This window comes from Ancylobacter mangrovi (assembly GCF_024752335.1).
In the GTDB taxonomy this organism is placed as follows: domain Bacteria; phylum Pseudomonadota; class Alphaproteobacteria; order Rhizobiales; family Xanthobacteraceae; genus Ancylobacter; species Ancylobacter mangrovi.
This window is the reverse complement of record NZ_JANTHY010000006.1, coordinates 1-15,191: the sequence shown is the minus strand read 5'-3', so window position 1 is coordinate 15,191 and position 15,191 is coordinate 1. Positions and strand designations below refer to the sequence as shown.

Annotated in this window: 14 protein-coding genes and 1 other RNA gene; 6 read left to right on the top strand and 9 right to left on the bottom strand. The window is 70.4% G+C overall.

The window, feature by feature from the left end:
* Positions 1–41: 41 nt before the first annotated feature.
* The gene (locus tag NVS83_RS15500; RefSeq protein ID WP_258740137.1) at positions 42–938 is read left to right on the top strand and encodes an MBL fold metallo-hydrolase; all 897 of its coding nucleotides are present in this window, start codon (positions 42–44) and stop codon (positions 936–938) included.
* Between the two features lie 27 nt (positions 939–965).
* Here NVS83_RS15500 and mraY read toward each other — a convergent pair whose 3' ends face one another.
* The 7 genes from mraY to NVS83_RS15465 form a co-directional block, all read right to left on the bottom strand.
* Positions 966–2,051, bottom strand: a complete 1,086-nt coding sequence (gene mraY / locus NVS83_RS15495) for a phospho-N-acetylmuramoyl-pentapeptide-transferase (protein ID WP_258734653.1) — start codon at positions 2,049–2,051, stop codon at positions 966–968.
* Between the two features lie 99 nt (positions 2,052–2,150).
* Positions 2,151–3,590: a UDP-N-acetylmuramoylalanyl-D-glutamyl-2,6-diaminopimelate--D-alanyl-D-alanine ligase gene (locus NVS83_RS15490; RefSeq protein WP_258740136.1), complete on the bottom strand. Its 1,440-nt coding sequence runs from the start codon at positions 3,588–3,590 to the stop codon at positions 2,151–2,153.
* Positions 3,591–3,595: 5 nt separating this feature from the next.
* Positions 3,596–5,023 (bottom strand): UDP-N-acetylmuramoyl-L-alanyl-D-glutamate--2,6-diaminopimelate ligase, encoded by a 1,428-nt coding sequence (locus NVS83_RS15485; protein WP_258740391.1) that lies wholly within the window; start codon positions 5,021–5,023, stop codon positions 3,596–3,598.
* 161 nt (positions 5,024–5,184) lie between these two features.
* Positions 5,185–6,993 carry a peptidoglycan D,D-transpeptidase FtsI family protein gene (locus NVS83_RS15480; RefSeq protein WP_258740135.1) on the bottom strand — a complete coding sequence of 603 codons (1,809 nt, stop codon included), beginning with the start codon at positions 6,991–6,993 and terminating at the stop codon, positions 5,185–5,187.
* 19 nt (positions 6,994–7,012) lie between these two features.
* Positions 7,013–7,624, bottom strand: a complete 612-nt coding sequence (ftsL, locus tag NVS83_RS15475) for a cell division protein FtsL (RefSeq protein WP_258740134.1) — start codon at positions 7,622–7,624, stop codon at positions 7,013–7,015.
* A gap of 9 nt (positions 7,625–7,633) precedes the next feature.
* Entirely contained in the window at positions 7,634–8,665 is a 1,032-nt protein-coding gene (gene rsmH, locus NVS83_RS15470; protein WP_258740133.1) for a 16S rRNA (cytosine(1402)-N(4))-methyltransferase RsmH, read from the bottom strand.
* The gene (locus NVS83_RS15465) at positions 8,665–9,141 is read right to left on the bottom strand and encodes a division/cell wall cluster transcriptional repressor MraZ (protein WP_258740390.1); all 477 of its coding nucleotides are present in this window, start codon (positions 9,139–9,141) and stop codon (positions 8,665–8,667) included. Before NVS83_RS15465 ends, rsmH begins: the two co-directional genes overlap by 1 nt.
* A gap of 277 nt (positions 9,142–9,418) precedes the next feature.
* On the opposite strand from NVS83_RS15465, the gene NVS83_RS15460 reads away from it, so the two are divergent.
* From NVS83_RS15460 to dapB, 5 genes are all read left to right on the top strand, one after another.
* Positions 9,419–10,231 (top strand): N-acetylmuramoyl-L-alanine amidase, encoded by an 813-nt coding sequence (locus NVS83_RS15460; protein ID WP_374115073.1) that lies wholly within the window; start codon positions 9,419–9,421, stop codon positions 10,229–10,231.
* Between the two features lie 239 nt (positions 10,232–10,470).
* Positions 10,471–10,974 carry a lytic transglycosylase domain-containing protein gene (locus NVS83_RS15455; protein ID WP_258740131.1) on the top strand — a complete coding sequence of 168 codons (504 nt, stop codon included), beginning with the start codon at positions 10,471–10,473 and terminating at the stop codon, positions 10,972–10,974.
* Between the two features lie 191 nt (positions 10,975–11,165).
* An RNA gene (rnpB, locus tag NVS83_RS15450) (RNase P RNA component class A) lies at positions 11,166–11,559 on the top strand.
* Between the two features lie 84 nt (positions 11,560–11,643).
* Positions 11,644–12,666, top strand: coding sequence for a linear amide C-N hydrolase (locus tag NVS83_RS15445; RefSeq protein WP_258740130.1), 1,023 nt, complete (start codon positions 11,644–11,646; stop codon positions 12,664–12,666).
* Between the two features lie 23 nt (positions 12,667–12,689).
* Positions 12,690–13,475 (top strand): 4-hydroxy-tetrahydrodipicolinate reductase, encoded by a 786-nt coding sequence (dapB, locus tag NVS83_RS15440; protein WP_258740129.1) that lies wholly within the window; start codon positions 12,690–12,692, stop codon positions 13,473–13,475.
* A 7-nt stretch (positions 13,476–13,482) separates the two neighbouring features.
* Here the strand turns inward: dapB and NVS83_RS15435 are convergent, their stop codons facing one another.
* Together NVS83_RS15435 and NVS83_RS15430 are read right to left on the bottom strand one after the other, a co-directional pair.
* Entirely contained in the window at positions 13,483–14,943 is a 1,461-nt protein-coding gene (locus NVS83_RS15435; RefSeq protein WP_258740128.1) for an extensin-like domain-containing protein, read from the bottom strand.
* Positions 14,944–15,060: 117 nt separating this feature from the next.
* On the bottom strand, positions 15,061–15,191 hold a 131-nt coding region (locus NVS83_RS15430; RefSeq protein ID WP_258733595.1), incomplete at its 5' end, for an NAD(P)(+) transhydrogenase (Re/Si-specific) subunit beta.

Sequence of the window (15,191 nt, the reverse complement as noted above, 5' to 3'; positions counted from 1 at the left end):
CGCCCAATGAAATGATCGGTGGAACGCTGACGAGATTGCGCATGCCACACGTCACCCTGCTCCCCCTCGGCTCGACGATGCGCGTCCTGCGCCCGCATCCAAACCTCTACGCCTTCTATGACGGCCGCATCGAGGGCGCACGCGCCTGGTCGGCGGCGCCGAACTGGCTCGACGACGGTGCTTATGCGCTCGGCGTGTGCGTCTACGCGGTGGTCGATGGCACCGACGCGATCGTCTACGACACACACATCTCGCTCGCCCATGCCCGCGCCATGCGCCGAACGCTGGAGGAGGCGGGCGTGCGCACCATACGGGTCGTGCTCAGCCACTGGCACGACGACCATGTGGCCGGCAACGAGGTGTTCGCCGATTGCGAGATCATTGCGCTTGCCGCCACCGAGCGCGCCCTCGCCGCCCATCGCGCGGCGCTGGAGAGCGGCGATCCGCCGATCCGCCCGCTGGTCATGCCCAACCACGTGATCACCGGCCCGACCCGCCTGAAGGTCGGCGCGCTGAAGGTCGAGCTGGAGCCGGCCGAGATCCACAGCCATGACGGCCTGATCCTGCTGCTGCCGGAGCTGGGCATCATGCTCGCCGGCGACACGCTGGAGGAGCCGATCACCTATGTGGCCGAGCCCGAGCGGCTCGGCGCCCATCTCGAGGAGCTGCAGCGCGTCAAGGGGTGGGGCTACCAGCACATACTGCCCAATCACGGCGCGCCGGACGCGATCGCCGCCGGCGGCTACGGGCCGGAGCTGATCGACGCCACGATCCGCTATGTAAGGAAGCTGATCCGCACCCGCACCGACATGTCGCTGGCCGACCAGGACCTGTCGACCTTCATCGCCGGCGACCTCGCCACGGGCACCCTCACCTATTTCGGGCCCTATGAGGAGGTCCACGCCAACAACGTGAAGAAGGTGATGGCGCTGCCCTGAACGTTTTCGCCCGGACGCCGCGCCGCCTTAGCGCAGCTTCAGGGTCGAGAGGCCGATCAGCGCCAGCACCACGGCGATGATCCAGAACCGGATCACGATCTGCGGCTCGGTCCAGCCGAGCTGCTCGAAATGGTGGTGGATCGGCGCCATCTTGAAGACGCGCTTGCCGGTGAGCTTGAAGGAGATCACCTGCACGATCACCGACACCGCCTCCAGCACGAACAGTCCGCCGATCACCGCCAGCACGATCTCGTGCTTGGTCGCCACCGCGATGGTGCCGAGCAGGCCGCCCAGCGCCAGCGAGCCAGTGTCGCCCATGAAGATCTGCGCCGGCGGCGCGTTGAACCACAGGAAGCCGATGCCCGCGCCGATGATCGCGCCGCAGATGACCGCGAGCTCGCCGACGCCGGCCACGTAGTGGATCTGCAGATAGTCCGCGAACAGCACGTTGCCGGACAGGTACGAGATCAGCCCGAAGCTGCCCGCCGCCACCATCACCGGCACGATGGCGAGACCGTCGAGCCCGTCGGTCAGGTTCACCGCATTGCCGGCGGCGACGATGACGAAGGCGGCGAAGATGACGAAGAACCAGCCGAGGTCGAGCAGCAGGTCCTTGAAGAAGGGAAACGCCACCGAGGAGGAGAGCGGCTCGCGCCCCACATGCATGATGATGACCGCCGCCGAGCCGGCGATCACCGCCTCGATGGCGAGCCGCGTGCGCCCGGACAGCCCGGCATGGGTCTGCTTGGTCACCTTGAGATAGTCGTCATAGAAGCCGATCAGCCCGAAGCCGATGGTCACGAACAGCACCACCCAGACATAGGGGTTGGACAGGTTCGCCCACAGCAGCGTCGCCACCATCAGCCCTGAGAAGATCATCAGCCCGCCCATTGTGGGCGTGCCCTTCTTGCTGAGCAGGTGCGACTGCGGCCCGTCGGTGCGGATCGGCTGGCCCTTGCCCTGCTTCAGCCGCAGCAGAGCGATGATCGCCGGCCCGAACATGAACACGAAGAGCAGCGCGGTGATGATCGCACCGCCGGTCCGGAAGGTGATGTAGCGGAACACGTTGAGGGCCGGGAGGCTCTCCTGGAACTGGGCCAGCCATTGCAGCATCGGATCAACCTTCCGGGGAGGACATGCGCGGGCGCACGGCGCGGCGGCGGGCGGAGCGCGGCGCGACCGGCGGAGAAAGGGTGAAGGGGCGCATCCGCATCATTCGGAGGCGTCCGCCTGCGCCGCCTCGGGCGCGGGGAACCGCTCGATCAGGGCACGCGCGAGCGGGCCCATGCGGCTGCCGTTCGAGCCCTTCACCATCAGCACGTCGCCGCCCCGCAGGCGGTCGGCGACGAGGGGGAGCAGAGCCTGCGCGTCCGGCGCCCAGGCCTCGCGCCGGTTCTCCGGCAGCGCCTCCCAGAGCGCGCGCATCTGCGAGCCGGCGCAGAAGACGAGATCGGCGCCCGCCGCCGACGGGGCGAGCTCGCGGTGCATCGCCTCGCCCGAGGGGCCGAGTTCCAGCATGTCGCCGAGCACGGCGATGCGCCGCCCGCGCCCGGCCACCGGGCAGCCGGCCAGCACGGCGAGGGCGGCGCGCATCGAGGCCGGATTGGCGTTGTAGCTCTCGTCGATCAGCGTCGCGGTGCCCCCGCGCACGCCGAGCATGGTGCGCACGCCCCGTCCCGGCGGCGGGCCGAGCGAGGCCAGCGCCATGGCGGCGAGGCACAGATCCGCGCCGGCGAGCTTGGCGGCGGCGAGCACCGCCAGCATGTTCTGCACGATATGCCGGCCGGGAAGCCCGACCTTGAAGCTCACCGTCTCGCCCATCACGTCGGCGATGGCGGTCGAGCTCTGCGGCTGCAGCGCCACGCTCAGCAGGCGCACCTGCGCGCTCAGCGCCTCGCCGAAGCCGACCACGGTGTCTATCCCCGCCGCCCGCGCCGCCTCGGCCAGCCGGTCGAACTGCGGGTTGTCGCGGTTGAGCACCGCCGCCCCGCCCGGCTCGACGCCGCTGAAGATCTCCGCCTTGGCGTCGGCGATGGCCTCGATATTGGGGAACTGCGCGATGTGGACCGGCTCGATGGTGGTGATGACCGCGATGTGCGGGCGCACCATCGCCACCAGCGGCGTGATCTCGCCGGAATGGTTCATGCCAAGCTCGAACACGCCATAGGCGCTGCGCTCGGGCATGCGCGCCAGCGACAGCGGCACGCCCCAGTGATTGTTGTAGGAAGCGGCTGAGGCATGGGTCGGCCCGTCCGCCCCGAGCGCCAGCAGCAGCGCCTCCTTGGTGGTCGTCTTGCCGACCGAGCCGGTGACGCCGACGATCCGGGCCCGCGTGCGCTCGCGGGCCGCGCGACCGATCGCCTGCAGCGCGGCGAGCACGTCGTCGACCGCGAGCAGCGGCGCCTCGGGGGGCATGTCGGGAACCCGCGCGCGCTCGACGATGCTGAGCGCCGCCCCGCGCCCGGCCGCCGCGCCGACATAGGCGTGGCCGTCGCTGTTGTCGCCGCGCAGGGCGACGAACACGTCGCCGGGCTGGAGCGTGCGGGTATCGATCGACATGCCGCCGATCGCCGCGCCGGGCGTGCCGATGAGCGTGCCGCCGGTCGCGTGCACGAGCGCGTCGGGCGTCCAGAGCGGCTCGGCGTCGGCCATCGCGTTCAGTCTCCCAGGCAGTGCGCCGCGACGTCGCGGTCGGAGAAGGGGAGTGTCCGGTCGCCGATGATTTGGCCGGTTTCGTGGCCCTTGCCGGCGATTAGCACGACATCCCCGGAATGCGCCATCGCCACGGCGGCACGGATCGCCTCCGCCCGGTCGCCGATCTCGCGCGCGCCGGGCGCGGCGGCGAGGATCTCGGCGCGGATCAGCGCGGGGTCCTCGCTGCGCGGATTGTCGTCGGTCACGATCGCGACGTCCGCCTTGTCGGCTGCGATCGCGCCCATCAGCGGACGCTTGCCCCGGTCGCGGTCGCCGCCGCAGCCGAACACCACGATCAGCCGGTCGGAGACATAGGGCCTGAGCGCGTCGAGCGCGTTGGCGAGCGCGTCGGGCTTGTGGGCGTAGTCGACGAAAACGCTGGCGCCCTCCTTCGCCCCGACCAGCTCAAGCCGCCCCGGCACGCCCTGAAGCGTCTCCAGCGCGCCGAGCGCCTCCCCGGCCGAGGCGCCGGTGAGCATGACGAGGCCGGCCGCGATCAGCGCGTTCGCGGCCTGGAAGGCGCCGACGAGCGGCAGCCGGAGCGAGAAGCGCTCGCCGTCGGCCTCGACCTCGAGCCGCTGGCCGAGCCCCTCATCATGACGGCCGAGCAGCGCGATGCCCGCCCCGGCGACGCCGATGCCGAGCACGTTCAGCTCATGGTCGGCCGCGATCTGGGCGACATGGCTGCCCTCGGTCGTGTCCACCCACACCGCCGCCCCGCCGCCGCGCGGCAGCAGGTCGCGGAACAGCCGCAGCTTGGCGTCGAGATAGGCCTCCATGCTCGGATGATAGTCGAGATGGTCGCGCGACAGGTTGGTGAAGGCCCCGGCCGACAGGCGCACCCCGTCGAGGCGGTACTGGTCGAGCCCGTGCGAGGAGGCTTCGAGGCACAGATGCGTCACCCCCTGCCCGGCGAGATCGTGCAGGGTCCGGTGGAGGGCGATCGGGTCCGGCGTCGTCAGCGAGCCGTAGACCGCGCCCGAGGGCGCGACCACGCCGAGCGTGCCGAGGCTGGCGCTGGCATGGCCGAGCTTCTGCCAGATCTGGCGCGCGAAGGCCGCGACCGAGGTCTTGCCCGAGGTACCGGTGACGGCGGCGATGGTCTCGGGCTGATGGGGAAAGGCGCGTGCGGCGGCGAGCGCCACCGCCCGGCGCGCATTGCCGACGCGGACATAGGAGATGCCGGGCTCGATGCCGTCGAGCTCGGCCTCGCCGACGACCGCCACCGCCCCGCGCGCGAGCGCGTCGCGGGCGAAGGCCATGCCGTCCGCCTTCGAGCCGGCCAGGGCGAAGAACACGTCGCCGGCGCGCGCCTTGCGGCTGTCGAGCACCGGATCGGCAACCTCGATCGCCGGATCCGCCGCCTGGTAGTCGGCATCCGCTCCCACCATTTCCCCAAGCGTCAGGGTCCGGTGGCGTTTGGTCGTCGACAGGGTCGGATCAGACATCCTCGTGGTCCTGCTCGCACGGAGCACGGCGGGCCCGAAGGTCCGTCCGGCTATGGCAATAGCCGATTCCGGGCCCGTGACGCACCGGAAATCGGCAGCCCGGCCTATTGCGCCTGCGCCACCTTGGCGGAGCTGGTCAGGATGCTCTCCGGCGAGGGCAGGTCCGGGCGCGGCATGATGCCGAGCATCGGCGCGATGCGCTGGACGATGTTGCCCGTGGTCGGCGCCGCGTTCCAGCCGGCGGTGGCGTAGCCATAGGTGCCTTCGGCCGCCTTCGGCTCGTCCAGCATCACCAGCACCAGGTACTGGGGATCGTCCATCGGGAAGGCGGAGATGAACGAGGTGAGCAGCTTGGTCTTCGAGTAGCGGCCGTTGACCACCTTTTCCGCCGTGCCGGTCTTGCCGCCGACGAAATAGCCCGGCGTGTTGGCCTTCTTGCCCGAGCCCTTCACCGCGTTGAGGCGCATCAGATAGCGCATCTTGACGCTGGTTTCCGGCTTGATGACCCGCACCGCGACCTTGGCCGCCTCCTCGGGCGTGCGCTTGAGGAACGTCGGGGGAATGAGCCAACCGCCGTTCACCAGCGCGTTCTCGGCCATCAGTACCTGGATCGGGGCAACCGCGAGGCCGTGGCCGAAGGCGATGGTGGCGGTGTTGAGCTCGCCCCAGTGCTTGGGAACGATCGGCGCCGCGCTCTCGGGCAGCTCGGTGCGCAGCCGGTCGAGCTGGCCCATCTTCTTCAGGAACGCCTTGTGCGCGTCGACGCCGAGCGCCAGCGCCATCCGCGCGGTGCCGATGTTCGACGAATATATGAACACTTCCGGCAGCGTCAGCACGCGGTTCTCGGCGTGGTAGTCGTGGATCCTGAAGCGGCCGAACTGCAGCGCCCCGCGCGCGTCCAGCGTCGAGTTGAGCGTGAACTTGCCGCTGTCCAGCGCCATGGCGAAGGTCAGTGCCTTGAAGGTCGAGCCCATCTCGAACACGCCGGTCGTCAGGCGGTTGAGGTTCTTCGGGTCGAGCGAGCGGGCCGGGTCGTTGGCGTCGAAGTCGGGCAGCGAAGCCATGGCGATGATCTCGCCGGTGCGCACATCCACCACCGTTCCCGCCGCCGCGATGGCCTTGAACTTCTCCTTGGCATTGAACAGCTCGTCGCGCAGCACGTGCTGCACGCGCAGGTCCAGAGCGAGCTCGACCGGCTCCTGCTGCCGGTCGGAGGCAAAGCCGGCGAGGTGGAGATCGGCGAGGCCGCGCGTGTCGATCCACTTCTCGATGCCGGCGATGCCCTGGTTGTCGATGTTGGTCGAGCCGAGCACATGGGCGCCGAGCGTGCCGCCGGGATAGACGCGGCGGTTCTCGGTCATGAAGCCGATGCCCGGCAGGCCGAGGGCGTGGATCTCGCGCTGCTGCTGCGGGGTGATATCGCGCTTCAGCCAGACGAAGCCACGCTTGCTGGAGAGCCGGTCGCGCAGCTCGTCCACGTTCAGGTCCGGCAGGATGGCGGTCAGCGCCTCGACCGCCTCGTCGACGTCGATCAGCCGGCGCGGCTCGCCATAGAGCGAGGCGGACTTGACGTCGGTGGCGAGCACCAGCCCGTTGCGGTCGAGAATGTCCGGCCGGGCGGAGGCTACCGCGTCGGCGGCGAGGCCGCGCCGCGCGATCGTGCCCTCGGGCACCGAGGCCAGCATGGCGAGGCGCCCGGCGATCGCGACATAGGCGCAGGCGAAGAACAGCATGCATAGCACGATGCGCGCCCGCGCGACCGCGTGCGGCTCCGGCCGGCCGCGGCCGATGGCGGCGCGCACGAGGCCGACCAGCAGGCGCACGACGTATAGCGGCAGGCGGAGCAGCACGCCCGGCAACGCGACCAGCCCCGCCTTCAGATGCGCAGCGATGGAGGAAGACGACATGGCCATGAGAAGCGACCTCCGTGAGCTACTGTCCGACCGTGCCCGGAGGCAAGAGCGGCCGGGATGCGGCGGGATTGAGCGGTGCACCGAGCGCGCCCTGCGGGCCGACGAAATGCGAGCGCGGCGGCGCCATGTTGCCGGCCGCCGGCATGGCCGACAGCGGCAGCGGCGCGCCGGGCGGGTCGTCGTCGCCCGAGGCGTCGGCCAGCGGCCCGTCGCCGGGCAGCGGCGCCGGCCGCGGCCCGGACGTTGCGGGCGCGGGCTTGGGCACCGGCTTGGCGGAGGCCGGCGCGGCGCGGGCGGGCGTGGGTCCGTCCACCAGCGCCTCGATCATGCCGCCGAGCGAGTCGGAATTGTTCTCGGGCTTGGCCGGCAGGCTCGCCAGCTGATCCATGTGGTCGACGTCGAGCGGCTGCATGTCGAGATGGTTCTCGGCCAGCGCCTGGATACGGTCCGGCGCGGTGCGGCGCGCCCATTCGGCGTTGAGCACGGCGATGCGGTCGCGCTCCTTGTGGATCTCGTCGCGCAGCTTGGCGATCTTCTGCGCCTCGAACGCGGCCGAATACTTCACCTGGTAGACGGCGCCGGCCGCGGCGAGAAGGGCGATGACCGAGACGGCATTGAGTATGCGGAACATGTCTCGACCTCAGCGGCTGCGGGCGTCGGCGGCGGGAAGCGGGGGCAGGAAGCGGTCGAGGTCGCCCGGCGGATGGGCCGGCGCCTCGGTCCTCTCGGCCGCGCGCAGCTTGGCCGAGCGGGCGCGCGGATTTCGCGCCGTCTCCTCGTCTCCCGCCTCGACGGCGCCGCGCGCCACCAGCCGGAAGCTCGGGGCGGGTCCGTCCAGCGCGGGCATGTGGCGCGAGCCGGCCGACGCCTTGGCGCGATGGGCGAGGAAGTTCTTCACGATGCGGTCTTCCAGCGAATGGAAGGTGACGACCACCAGCCGGCCGCCGGGCTTCAGCGCCCGCTCGGCCGCCGACAGCGCGCGGGCGAGCTCGCCCAATTCGTCGTTCACCGCGATGCGCAGCGCCTGGAAGCTGCGCGTCGCCGGATGCGGCTCGTGCGGCTTCGAGCGCACCACGCGGGCGATGATCTCGGCGAGCTGGAGCGTGCGCTCGATGGGGGCCTGGGCCCGCGCGGCCACGATGGCGCGAGCGATGGCGCGCGACTGGCGCTCCTCGCCGAAGCGGTAGATCAGATTGGCGAGGTCGGTCTCAGCGAGCCGCGCCACCAGATCGGCGGCGGACGGCCCTTCGCTCGACATGCGCATGTCGAGCGGCCCGTCGCGGCGGAAGGAGAAGCCGCGCTCGCCCTCGTCGAGCTGCATGGAGGAGACCCCGATGTCCAGCACCACCCCGTCGACGAGACCCGTGCCCTCGGCTTCCACCACCTCGTCGAGCCGGCTGAAGCGCTCATGCGCCAGGGTCAGCCGCCCGGCGCTCGCGCCCACCAGCGCCTGTCCGTCGCGGATGGCGTTGGGATCGCGATCGATGGCGATGACGCGGGTGTCGGCCGCCTCGAGAATGGCGCGGGTATAACCGCCCGCGCCGAAGGTGCCGTCGACATAGACGCCGCCGTCGCGCGGCGCGAGGTAGTAGAGCACCTCCGCGAGCAGGACGGGCAGATGGCGGGCCGGTCCGCCGGCAGCGTCCGTCTCCGAACCGCCGCGACCCGCCATCACGCCTCCTCGCCGCGGGTTTCCCCCGCGTTCCGGGAACCGAGCTGCCGCTTCAAGGTCCGCACCTTCGCCGTGGCCTCCGCGAGGTGGGCCCGAAAGCGCTCCGGCTCCCAGATCCGAAATCGGTCGCCGAGGCCGACCAGCATGGCCTCGTCCTTGACATGCGCATGCGCCTTCAACGTCTCGCTCAGCACCACACGCCCCTCGGGATCGAGCTTCAGGGTCTCGATCGCCCCATAGAGCGCGCCCGCCAGTTCCTCGCGCGCTTCCGAATAGGGCGGGAAGCGCTCGACCAGGCTGTCGATCCCCGCCATCAGCCGGGCCCCTCCCGCTTCCAGCGCCGGCAGGTCCAGCGCCGGATGGCAGTAGAGATGCTCCAGCCCATCGCGCGCGATCAGCGCCCGGAAGGCGGCGGGTACCGACATCCGGCCCTTCGAATCCAGCCGCATCGCATAGGTCGATACGAAACGATCCATCGGCCCGGTACGCCCCGTCACAGCTACGCCATCCGCCGCCAGCACGCCGCGCGGCACCGGACGCCGCGTGGGCGCCGCTGACCTTGTCGACTTGGTACTGCAACGGAATAATTTGGGTTACCATGGGATACGATGGGCGTCAATGGAACGGCTGCCAATGGACCCCGGGCGCCGCACCGCGCGACGCACCGAACCATCCGGCCGGTGATGGCCGATTAACGCTGCATGAACCTTAAGAATCGGTTGAATCCCGATCGGCGCCCGCTTAGCTGGCGCCATGAAAGAGATGCCCGCCGCCTCCGCGCCCGACTTCCCGGCCGACTCGCCGCTCGCCGCCGAGGTGCTGGCCTCGCCCAATCACGGCGAGCGCATCGGCATCGGCGCGCCCGACATGCTGGTGCTGCACTACACCGGCATGGAATCGACGCGCGAGGCGCTCGAATGGCTGCGCTCGCCCGAGCGGCAGGTCTCCGCGCACTATCTCGTGTTCGAGGACGGGCGCATCGCCCAGCTCGTGCCGGAGGCGCGGCGGGCCTGGCATGCCGGGGCGGCGCGATGGGCGGGCGCGAGCGACATAAATTCATGCTCGATCGGCATCGAGATCGCCAATCCCGGCCACGCGCACGGCTACCCGCCCTTCCCCGCGATCCAGATCGAAGCCGTCACCGCGCTCGCCAAGGACATCCTCTCGCGCCGGCCGATCCCGCCCGACCGGGTGCTCGCCCATTCCGACGTCGCGCCGCTGCGCAAGGACGACCCGGGCGAGAAGTTTCCGTGGGAGGTGCTGCACCGCGCCGGCGTCGGCCACCTGGTCGAGGAGGTGCCGCCGAGCGACGGGCGCTTCTTCATGCGCGGCGAGCACGGCCAGCCGGTCGAGGCGCTGCAGGCCATGCTCGCGCTCTATGGCTATGACGTGCCGGTCTCCGGCAGCTACTGCGCGCAGACCGAGGCGGTGATGCGCGCCTTCCAGCGCCATTTCCGCCGCGCCCGCGTCGATGGCATCGCCGATGTCTCGACGCTGCAGACGCTCTATCGGCTCTCGATGTCGCGGCCCGAACGGCCGGCCGACGAGGGCACGCCGTCCGCCTGATTCATTTGCATGCCTATATTGATGGCACCTCCGACGCATTGCTGCGCGGGGCCATCTACACGCGCAAGTTTCGCTCGCAAACGTTGCGGTTGCGCCACAGTGTGACTCGATGGTAACGCGACAATCGCGCACGCCCAGGCTATTGCCATGCCCGCGCAGGATTCGAGCCTCATTGGGGACAGATTTTCGGGGATTTTCCCCGCCGATCTTCCTCAGCCCACAAAGGCAAAATCCTGGTAATGAGCTTTCTTCGCGTCTCCTGTGCTTCCCTCGCCGTCGCGTTCATCACCCTCTCGGGCGCGAACATCGCGAGTGCCAAGTCGAACATCAAGAATCCCGCCTCCTCCACCACGTCTAAACAGACCTCGCGCGAGAAGCTGGCCGACCTCGTCGACAGCGAGGCGCGCGCCAATGGCGTGCCGGTCGCCCTCGCCCGCGCCGTGGTGCGCATCGAAAGCAACTGGAACAGCCACCTGACCGGCCGCGCCGGCGAGGTCGGGCTCATGCAGATCAAGCACCAGACCGCGCGCGGCGTCGGCTATCGCGGCTCGCGCGCCGCGCTCTACGAGCCCGCCACCAACATCAAGTTCGGCATGCGCTATCTCGCCGGCGCCTACCGCCTCGCCGACGGCGACACCTGCGGCACCGTGATGCGCTACCAGGGCGGCCACGGCGCCCGGCGCATGTCCTCGGCCGCGCGCGTCTACTGCTCCAAGGCCCGCACCCTCATGGCCGCCAACTGAGCCGCCACGGCGCCGCCCGCGCCGACACGTTTCGCGCATGGCGGCCGGGCCGGCTCAGGTCTCGCGTGCCCCCGGCCCCCATGCGCGGCCTCACCAGCCTCTCCCGACGATCCGAACGAAGGCCCCTGCGCAATGTCGGCGGCGGGGGGCGCGACTTGACGCGGGGCCCGCTCTCCCCCATTGCTCCCCCGCCAGCCGGCCGGACGGCCGCGTCGCCCTTCGGGGCGCCGAGGAAAGTCCGGGCTCCACGGAGACACGGTGCCGGATAACGTCCGGCGGGGGCGACCCCAGGGAAAGTGCCACAGAGAACAGACCGCCTCGGATTCGTCCGCGGCAAGGGTGAAACGGTGCGGTAAGAGCGCACCGCGCGGCCGGCAACGGAAGCGGCACGGCAAACCCCACCGGGAGCAAAGTCGTATAGGGGTGGCACGGGGCCGGGCAGCGATGTCCTGCCTCAGGTCCTGTCTCCGGACAGCCGCCCGGGTTGACTGCTCGAGGCGCCGGGTAACCGGCGTCCCAGAGGAATGGCCGTCACGCGGGAGCGATCCCGCCATACAGAACCCGGCTTACAGGCCGGCTGGCATCTTGAACTCTCCGTCCAGGCAGGTTTCCTGTCCGGCCTGTGCCATAGATGATGGCGCCCAGGCCCGGACGGAAGGAAGCTGCCTCATGTGCACCCGCACGCTCTACGTCGGTACGGAAGATCTCGTCATTACCGGACGCAACATGGATTGGAAGGAGGACATGTACTCCAATCTGTGGGTGTTTCCCGCCGGCATGAAGCGCGACGGCGCGGCCGGGCCGCAGTCCATCGCCTGGACCTCGCGCTATGGCAGCGTCACGATCAGCGGCTACGAGGCCGGCACCACGGACGGCATGAATGAGAAGGGCCTCGTCGCCAACATCCTCTACCTCGCCGAATCCAGCTACGGCCCCCAGGCCGGCGCCGGCCCGTTCCTCAGCATCGCGCTGTGGGGCCAGTACGTGCTCGACAATTTCGCCACCGTCGCCGAGGCGGTGGAGGCGCTCGCCGCCCACCCTTTCACCCTGCTCGCGCCCATGCTGCCCAACGGCTCGGAGGCGACGCTCCATCTGTCGGTCTCCGACGCGAGCGGCGATTCGGCGATCTTCGAGTATCTGGCGGGCGAACTCGTCATCCATCACGGCCGCGACTATGTCGTGATGACCAACTCGCCGCCCTATGAGCAGCAGGTGGCGCTCAACGCCTACTGGCAGCGCATCGGCGGCCTCACCTTCCTGCCCGGCACCAACAACGCCGCCGACCGCTTCGCCCGCGCCTCGTTCCTCCTCGGCGCCATCCCGCGCAGCCTCGACAAGGCCTATATCGCCGGCGTGCCCGATCACACCTACGCCCATCAGGCCGTCGCCTGCGTCATGAGCGTCCAGCGGGCCGTGAGCGTGCCGCTGGGCATCACCACGCCCGAGCAGCCGAACATCTCCTCGACCATCTGGCGGAGCGTCGCGAACCAGCGGGACCTGATCTACTATTTCGACTCGGCGACGCGCCCGAGCGCCTTCTGGATCAACCTCGCCAAGCTCGACCTCGCGCCCGGCGCACCGGTGCGCAAGCTCACCATCGCCAATGGCGAGGTTTATGCCGGCGAGGTCAGCGCGGCGTTCACGCCCGCCGAGCCCTTCCCCCCCCTCCCCGCCCGGCCCGAAGCCGCCTGATCCATCCGCCCGGAGCCATGCCCATGCCCCTTCGCATCATCCTCGCCGGCGCCACCGGCTGGGTCGGCCGCGCCCTCGTGCCCGCCATCGCCGCCGCGCCGGATCTCGAGCTCGTCGCCGCCGTCTCCCGCGCCACCGCCGGCACCGAGATCGACGGCGCGCCCGTCTTCGCGACGGTGGAGGAGGCGCTCGCCGTCCCGGCGGACGTGCTGATCGATTACACCAAGCCGGACGTGGTGAAGGCGAACGCAACCGCCGCGCTCGAGGCCGGGCTCGCCGTGGTGGTCGGCACGTCGGGCCTCGACGCCGACGACTATGCCGGGCTCGACGCGATCGCCCGCGCGAAGGGCGTCGGCCTGCATGCCGCCGGCAACTTCTCCATCACCGCCACGCTGATGAAGCGCTTCACGCTGGAGGCGGCGAGATATGTCGCCGATGTGGAGATCATCGAATACGCCTCGGCCGGCAAGCCGGACGCGCCCTCGGGCACCGGGCGCGAGCTCGCCGAGGCGTTGGCGCAGGTGCGCCGGCCCGCCACCAGCCGCCCGGTCGACACGGTGGTCGGCCTGCCGCAGACGCGCGGCGGGGCGATCGGCACCGGCGCCCACGAGGTGCGCGTGCACGCGGTGCGCATGCCCTCCTTCTCGCTCGCCATCGAGAGCATCCTCGGCGCGCCGGACGAGCGGCTGACCATCCGCCACGACGCCGGCTCCTCCGCCGCACCCTATGTCGCCGGCACGCTGCTGGCGGCGCGCAAGGTGGGCGGCTGGACCGGGGTGCGGCGCGGCCTCGACATGCTGCTCGACTGAGGCGCGGTCAGTCCGCGCCGGCCTCGGCCTCGGGCGCGGGGATCGGGCTGGCGAAGGCCCTTTCCGCAGTGAAGGAGCGCACATTGCCGGTCGCATGACCCGCCCCGCCACCGCCGATCGAGCCGGTCGCGGTGGTGTCGATGCCGAGCCACTGCGCCAGCGGGACCGATGCGGGCGGCAGCGGGATGCCCGGCGGGCGCGAACTCGGCGGGCGCGAGCCTGCCGGCGGCGCGGCGCGTGCCGGCGCCGGATAGGCGGAAGGCGGCGGATAGGCAGAGGGCGGCGGGTAGGATGGCGCCGGATAGGCGCTCGCCGGCTGCGAGGGATAGGCCGAGGGCGCGCTCTGTGCCGGATAGGCCGACCGCGGAGGGGCACCCGCCGGCGGCGTGAGCGGGGTCGGCGCGCCGTAGTCGGGCGTCGGCGAGCGATAATCGGGGTCGACGCCGTGGCCATAGGCCGGCGCGGGCGCGTTCGGCGCCAGCACCATCGGCGCCCCGGGCGCGGAGAGCGGCACCGGCGCGCCCGCCGTCTCGGGCCCGGGCGGCGGCGGACGACGCCCGGCGGCCGGCGCGGGAGCGACCGGCGTTCGGGAGATCGGCGCCGAGGAGAAGATGGTGGCGTTGGCAGGCGCGTAGCCGTCATCCTCAGCCGGCTCGGTATCGACGACCGGCGTCGCCGGCGGCGGCGCGGAGACCATGGGACGCGCGTTCCACGGCGCCTGCCCGGGCGGTGCCTTGTAGATCGGGTTCACCATGGGCGGCGCCTTGTAGATCGGCGGGCTGAACGGCGCCGGCGGCGTCGGCAGCGCGACCTTGGGGTTGCACGCCAGGTGCCCAGAGGTGCGCCGCATCAGGTCCACATGGATGTGGTCGTAGTGATAGATGTTGTAGCCGGGCCCGAGCACGGTCGAGAAGCGCTGGCAGCCGGTATATTGCACCGTGCGCAGGAAGCCGCGCTCGTCGGTGCTGCCCTTCCAGCCGGTCTTCACCGAAATCTCGCGCCCGTCCGCCAGCACGAAGCCGCCGATGTCGAGCGCGTTGCCGAAGGCGTGCTCGGAAATCTTGCCCGAGGGCCCGCCATTCATGTTGCGGCAGGAATAGGAGGAGAGCTGCTTGACCTTGGCCACCGGCTGGCCGAACCAGGCCATGGCGGCGGGCTGGATGTCCTCGAGCATCCAGCGGTCGACCGAAGCGGTGATCGGGCAGGCCAGCGTCGCCTTGGGCGACAGCTCGATGGCCCCGTCATTGAAGGCGAGCACCTTGAAGGGATGGTCCATCCCGCAGGTGCCGGCGCCGTCGACCTCGCGAACGGGAATGGTGTAGGCGGAGGGCTTGACGAGGCCCTCCGCCAGGCACCGTTCCTCTGCTTCCGAGCGCCAGGGTTCGCGCTGCTCGAGCCCGAACTTGCAACCGGAAAGCCCCAGGAGGACGAGCGGGGCTACGAAAAACCAGGAAACGCCGCGCGTCATGAGGGCAAGCTAGGCGACGTTGGTTGACAGCCGGTTAAGCAAGCCGCGTCATTTGCGCAGACAAATGAAAACGGCCGGAGGTCGCCCCCCGGCCGTTATTTCGAAACTCGAACCTTATTACAGGTTCTTGACGATATCCTCGACCATTTTCTTTGCGTCGGCGAAGAGCATCATGGTGTTGTCGCGGAAGAACAGCTCGTTCTCGACGCCGGCATAGCCGGCCGCCATGCCGCGCTTGATGAACAGCA

Bases quoted from the DNA above. Each gene is read 5' to 3' on its own strand.
- NVS83_RS15500 (WP_258740137.1), top strand. From the start codon at position 42: ATGCCACACGTCACCCTGCTCCCCCTCGGCTCGACGATGCGCGTCCTG.
- mraY (WP_258734653.1), bottom strand. From the start codon at position 2,051: ATGCTGCAATGGCTGGCCCAGTTCCAGGAGAGCCTCCCGGCCCTCAAC.
- NVS83_RS15490 (WP_258740136.1), bottom strand. From the start codon at position 3,590: ATGGCCGACGCCGAGCCGCTCTGGACGCCCGACGCGCTCGTGCACGCG.
- NVS83_RS15485 (WP_258740391.1), bottom strand. From the start codon at position 5,023: ATGGTGGGAGCGGATGCCGACTACCAGGCGGCGGATCCGGCGATCGAG.
- NVS83_RS15480 (WP_258740135.1), bottom strand. From the start codon at position 6,993: ATGGCCATGTCGTCTTCCTCCATCGCTGCGCATCTGAAGGCGGGGCTG.
- ftsL (WP_258740134.1), bottom strand. From the start codon at position 7,624: ATGTTCCGCATACTCAATGCCGTCTCGGTCATCGCCCTTCTCGCCGCG.
- rsmH (WP_258740133.1), bottom strand. From the start codon at position 8,665: ATGGCGGGTCGCGGCGGTTCGGAGACGGACGCTGCCGGCGGACCGGCC.
- NVS83_RS15465 (WP_258740390.1), bottom strand. From the start codon at position 9,141: ATGGATCGTTTCGTATCGACCTATGCGATGCGGCTGGATTCGAAGGGC.
- NVS83_RS15460 (WP_374115073.1), top strand. From the start codon at position 9,419: ATGAAAGAGATGCCCGCCGCCTCCGCGCCCGACTTCCCGGCCGACTCG.
- NVS83_RS15455 (WP_258740131.1), top strand. From the start codon at position 10,471: ATGAGCTTTCTTCGCGTCTCCTGTGCTTCCCTCGCCGTCGCGTTCATC.
- NVS83_RS15445 (WP_258740130.1), top strand. From the start codon at position 11,644: ATGTGCACCCGCACGCTCTACGTCGGTACGGAAGATCTCGTCATTACC.
- dapB (WP_258740129.1), top strand. From the start codon at position 12,690: ATGCCCCTTCGCATCATCCTCGCCGGCGCCACCGGCTGGGTCGGCCGC.
- NVS83_RS15435 (WP_258740128.1), bottom strand. From the start codon at position 14,943: ATGACGCGCGGCGTTTCCTGGTTTTTCGTAGCCCCGCTCGTCCTCCTG.